This window comes from Bradyrhizobium altum, assembly GCF_020889705.1.
Taxonomy (GTDB): domain Bacteria; phylum Pseudomonadota; class Alphaproteobacteria; order Rhizobiales; family Xanthobacteraceae; genus Bradyrhizobium; species Bradyrhizobium altum.
Window position 1 is genome coordinate 1 of record NZ_JACMYP010000418.1, and the last position, 4,961, is coordinate 4,961.

Annotated in this window: 5 protein-coding genes; 2 read left to right on the forward strand and 3 right to left on the reverse strand. The window is 66.5% G+C overall.

Annotated features, from left to right (window positions below; all coding sequences use genetic code 11):
- Positions 1-713: LysR substrate-binding domain-containing protein (locus tag H8B02_RS45240; RefSeq protein WP_229172210.1), on the forward strand; the 713-nt coding region annotated here is incomplete at its 5' end.
- A 13-nt stretch (positions 714-726) separates the two neighbouring features.
- Here H8B02_RS45240 and rimM read toward each other — a convergent pair.
- The 3 genes from rimM to ffh form a co-directional block, all read right to left on the reverse strand.
- Complete coding sequence (gene rimM, locus H8B02_RS45245) at positions 727-1,248, reverse strand: ribosome maturation factor RimM (RefSeq protein WP_229172211.1); 522 nt, start codon at positions 1,246-1,248, stop codon at positions 727-729.
- Positions 1,249-1,265: 17 nt separating this feature from the next.
- A complete protein-coding gene (gene rpsP / locus H8B02_RS45250; protein ID WP_029081296.1) occupies positions 1,266-1,598 on the reverse strand; it encodes a 30S ribosomal protein S16 in 333 nt (110 codons plus the stop codon).
- A 176-nt stretch (positions 1,599-1,774) separates the two neighbouring features.
- On the reverse strand, positions 1,775-3,322 hold the full coding sequence (gene ffh / locus H8B02_RS45255) for a signal recognition particle protein (RefSeq protein WP_092121513.1): 1,548 nt from the start codon (positions 3,320-3,322) through the stop codon (positions 1,775-1,777).
- Between the two features lie 465 nt (positions 3,323-3,787).
- Between ffh and H8B02_RS45260 the strand changes: the two genes are divergently transcribed.
- Positions 3,788-4,852 (forward strand): MBL fold metallo-hydrolase, encoded by a 1,065-nt coding sequence (locus tag H8B02_RS45260; protein ID WP_229172212.1) that lies wholly within the window; start codon positions 3,788-3,790, stop codon positions 4,850-4,852.
- Positions 4,853-4,961: the final 109 nt, after the last annotated feature.

Consider the following 4,961-nt stretch of genomic DNA (forward strand, 5'->3'; position numbering starts at 1 on the left):
CGCCGGCGGGCGCGGCGCTGTTGGGGGAATTCGCGCCGGCGCTCGACCGGATCTCGGCCGCCGTGCAGCAGCATCGCGAGCGGCGCGGCGATGCCGCCGTGGCGGTGTTGCGTGTCAACGCGCTCGCGACCTTCAGCCTGCGCTGGCTGCTGCCGCGCATGAGCCGGTTTCGCGCCGAGCATCCGGACATCGAGGTGCGCCTGAGCACGTCGAACGATCCGGTGGATGCGCTGCCGGAATCATTCGACGTCGTGATCCGCGGCGGTCCGGATACGTTTCATGGCTTCTCGTCGCGCTTCCTGGTGTCGGAGCGGAGATTGCCGGTGTGCAGTCCGTCGCTGCTTGCGCAATTGCCGCTCGATGAGATCGCGGATCTCTCCAGGCACACGCTGCTGCATGTCACGTCGATGCCGCGGCTATGGCGCGACTGGCTGACCGAGGCCGGGCACTCAGCGCTGGAGCCGGCGGCCGCGCTGACCTTCGATCATTTCTATCTGACGATCCAGGCCGCGCTCGATGGTCTCGGCGTTGCGATGGGCCCGACCGCGCTGATTTCAGACGATCTCGCGGCCGGGCGTCTGGTGACGCCGTTCCCCGCGATCAGCCTGCCGGCGCGCAGTTACTTCGCGTATTTTCCGGCAGGCCGCAGCAACGATCCGCACAGCGCGGTGTTCTGCGATTGGCTCGAGCAGCAGGGCCGGATGACGGGCTGAGGATCATTCCTGGTCAGGCCGCCGACGGATCGTCGCCGTCGACTTCCTGCGGCAGGTCGATCACGACGCGACCGCCGGCGAGATCGACTGACGGCACCACGGCGTTGGTGAAGGGCAGCAGCATCGTCGCGCCCTGCGGCGGGGCGATCTCGATGATGTCGCCGGCGCCGAAATTATGGATCGCGATCACCTTGCCGAGCGGCTGCTCTGTCGTCGTCACGGCGGCGAGCCCGATCAGGTCGGTGTGGTAATATTCGCCGTCGTCGGTTTCCGGCAGCCGGTCGCGCGGAACGTAGAGCTCGAGCCCGTTGAGCCGTTCGGCGTCGTCGCGGCTGGCGACGCCCTTCAGCGTCACCACCAGATGGTCCTTGGCCTCGCGCGCATGCGTGACCTCGAACTGGCGCGTGCCGTCCTTGGTCATCAGCGGGCCGTAGTCCTTTACGGCCAGCGGATCTTCGGTGAAGGTCCACAGCCGGACGGCGCCGCGCACACCATGCGCAGCGCCGATACGGGCGACACAGACCGGTGCAGTCACCGTGGTCGCCGTTCAGCTTAAGCCTTGGCGGCGGCTTCGGCCTGCGCCTTGCGCTCCTTGCGCGGCACGGCCTTTTCGGGGTTGTTGCGCGCGGTGCGCTTGACGACGCCTGCGGCGTCGAGGAAGCGGGTCACGCGATCCGACGGCTGCGCGCCCTTGGCGAGCCAGGCCTTCACCTTGTCCATGTCGAGCTTCAGGCGGGCCTCGTTGTCCTTCGGCAGCAGCGGGTTGAAGTGGCCGAGACGCTCGATGAAGCGGCCATCGCGCGGGAAGCGCGAGTCGGCGACGACGACGTGATAGACCGGACGCTTCTTGGTGCCTGCGCGAGCGAGGCGGATAACAACGGACATTTAGTTCTCCTAAGTAAGTGGTTTGATTGGTACAGGTTCAGTTAGCTCGTCATTCCGGGGCGCGAGCGCAGCGAGCGAGCCCGGAATCCATAACCACGATCGGGAGTATGGATTCCGGGCCCGCGCCAAGAGGCGCGTCCCGGAATGACGAGGGGAGAGAGAGTGCGCAAGCGTCCTCATTTCTTCTTGCCCGGGAAGCCGCCGAGGCCCGGCAGCGTCGGCTTGCCGCTGAGGCCGGTCAGGCCCGGCACATTGGGCAGGCCGCCGCGCAGGCCAACGGGCAAATCCTTCGGCAGGCTCGGCAGACCGCCGCCGGCGCCGCCCTGCATCTTCTCGGCGAGCGCCTTCATCTCCTCGGCCGAGGGCGGCTTCATGCCGCCGCCAAAGCCCATCGCCTGCGCGATGCCGGCGAGCGGGCCGCGCTTGCCGCTTCCCATGGCCTTCATCATGTCGGCCATGTTCCGGTGCATCTTCAGCAGCTTGTTGACCTGCTCGACGCTCTGGCCGGCGCCTGCCGCGATGCGCTTCTTGCGGCTCGCCTTCAGGATGTCCGGATTCTTGCGCTCCTGCCGCGTCATCGAGTCGATCACCGCGACCTGACGCTTGATGATCTTGTCGTCGATGCCGGCCGCCGCGATCTGGTTCTTCATCTTGGCGATGCCGGGCATCATGCCCATCAGGCCGCCGATGCCGCCCATATTCGCCATCTGCTGCAGCTGTTCGCGCATGTCGTTGAGGTCGAACTGACCCTTGCGCATGCGCTCGGCGGTGCGCGCGGCCTTCTCGGCGTCGATGTTCGCCGCAGCCTTCTCGACCAGCGAGACGACGTCGCCCATGCCGAGGATGCGGCCGGCGATGCGGTTCGGATGAAAGTCTTCCAGCGCGTCGGTCTTTTCGCCGGTACCGAGCAGCTTGATCGGCTTGCCGGTCACCGCGCGCATCGACAGCGCGGCGCCGCCGCGGCCGTCGCCGTCGACGCGCGTCAGCACGATGCCGGTGAGGCCGACGCGTTCGTCGAATGAGCGTGCGAGGTTGACCGCGTCCTGGCCGGTGAGGCTGTCCGCGACCAGCAGCACTTCATGCGGGTTGGCGGCGGCTTTGATCTCGGCCGCCTCCTTCATCATGTCTTCGTCGAGCGTGGTGCGGCCGGCGGTGTCGAGCAGCACGACGTCGTAGCCGCCGAGCTTGCCGGCTTCGATCGCGCGCCGCGCGATCTGCGGCGGCATCTGGCCGGCGACGATCGGCAGCGTCGGAATGTCGAGATCGCGGCCGAGCACCGCGAGCTGCTCCATCGCCGCCGGGCGGTAGACGTCGAGCGAGGCCATCAGCACCTTGCGCTTGTCGCGCTGAACCATGCGTCGCGCGAGCTTTGCGGTGGTGGTGGTCTTGCCGGAGCCTTGCAGACCGACCATCATGATCGGCACCGGCGGCACGGAATTGATGTCGATGGTCTGGCCGTCGGAACCGAGCGTGGCGACCAGCTCGTCATGGACGATCTTCACCACCATCTGGCCCGGCGTCACCGACTTGACGACGGTGGCGCCGATCGCCTGCTCGCGGACCCGGTCGATGAAACTGCGGACGACCTCGAGCGCGACGTCGGCTTCGAGCAGCGCGCGGCGCACCTCGCGCATCGCGGCATCGACGTCCTTTTCGGTCAGCGCACCGCGCCCCGTCAGACGATCGAGAATGCCACCAAGCCGTTCCGACAGATTGTCGAACAATGCCGTTGTCCTTCGTTGCGCCCGTGAGCGCGCTTCACTCGCTCCTCGTCATACCCCGCGAAAGCGAGGTATCCAGTTCGCCGCGGCCTCCCGGTTCAATCCGGGTTGGCTCTGGGATACTGGATCACCCGCTTTCGCGGGTGATGACCAGATAGTCTGCCCCGGCACCGTGCCAAGACGGCGTGCCCAAGACGATGGTCCAAACACTTTCGCGCCCGAGGGCGCATCGCGCTGTCGGGCGTTGGCCTCTGGCCTCCAGGACCAGTCGGCGGGTCGAAAAGACGGATCTTTCCGAGAAAGTGGCGCCGTTAAACGCTGCCGGGGGAGCAAAGTCAAGGAAAGTTTCGCGGCGATTTGCTCGGCTCAGACCCTAAGGCATTGAAATCACGTCAATTTGCCGCGTTGATTCCGAATTCGTCGTCACCGCCCATATAAGCGGAGCCTGCCTCCTGTTTGGGAACCCGCTTGCCCATCACCCGCCGCCGCCTTCTCGCAACCTTGACCGGAGCCACTGCCGCGCTCGGCGTGCCCTCGATCTGGATGTCCCTGATGAAAACCTATGACGGCCCCGTCTCCGATCACTTCGACGGCCTGCACTTCTTCGATCCGGACGGCGCGCCGCCGAAATCGCTCGGCGAGTTGCTGCGTTGGCAATTCGGCGGCAGGCGGCAGCGCGCGGTCTGGCCGGAATGGGCGCCGAGCCCCTATGCCGATACGCCGCCGCCCCGTGTCGATGGCGACAAAGTGCGGTTCTGCTTCGTCGGTCATGCGAGCTGGCTGATTCAGGCCGCAGGCCTCAACATCCTGGTCGATCCGGTGTGGTCGATGCGGACCTCGCCGTTCAGCTTCGCAGGTCCCAAGCGGCACAATGATCCCGGCATCGCGTTCGACAAGCTGCCTGGGATCGACGTCGTGCTGGTGTCGCACGGTCATTACGATCATCTCGACACAGCGACGCTGTCGAAGCTCAACGCCACGTTTGCACCGCGCGTCATCACGCCGCTCGGCAACGACGTCACGATGCGCGCGGCCGATGCCGCGATCAAGGCCGAGGCGTTCGACTGGCATCAGCGCGTCGAGCTCGGCAATGGTCTTGCGGTGACGCTGGTGCCGACGCGGCACTGGTCGGCGCGCGGCCTGTTCGACCGCAACAAGGCGCTGTGGGCGAGCTTCGTGTTGGAGACGCCCGCCGGCAAGCTCTACATCGTCTGCGATTCCGGCTATGGCGACGGTCGTCATTTCCGCCGGGTGGCCGAGGCGCACGGCCCGTTGCGGCTCGCGATCCTGCCGATCGGCGCCTATGAGCCGCGCTGGTTCATGCGCGACCAGCACATGAATCCGGAGGACGCCGTGAAGGCGCTGGCCGATTGCGGCGCGGCGCAGGCGCTGGCGCACCACCACGGCACGTTCCAGTTGACCGACGAGGCGATCGACGCGCCCGCGATCGCGCTGGGCGAAGCGCTCGATGCGGCCAAGGTGCCGCGGGAGAAGTTTGTCGCGTTGAAGCCGGGCCAGGTGTTTGAGATTTAAATGCTGTCGTCCCGGGCAAGCGAAGCGCGACCCGGGACCCATAACCACAGGGCTTTGTTGTTGAACAAGGCTGTGGCTCCAGCTTGCCCTTTCACCACGCTCGGTGGTT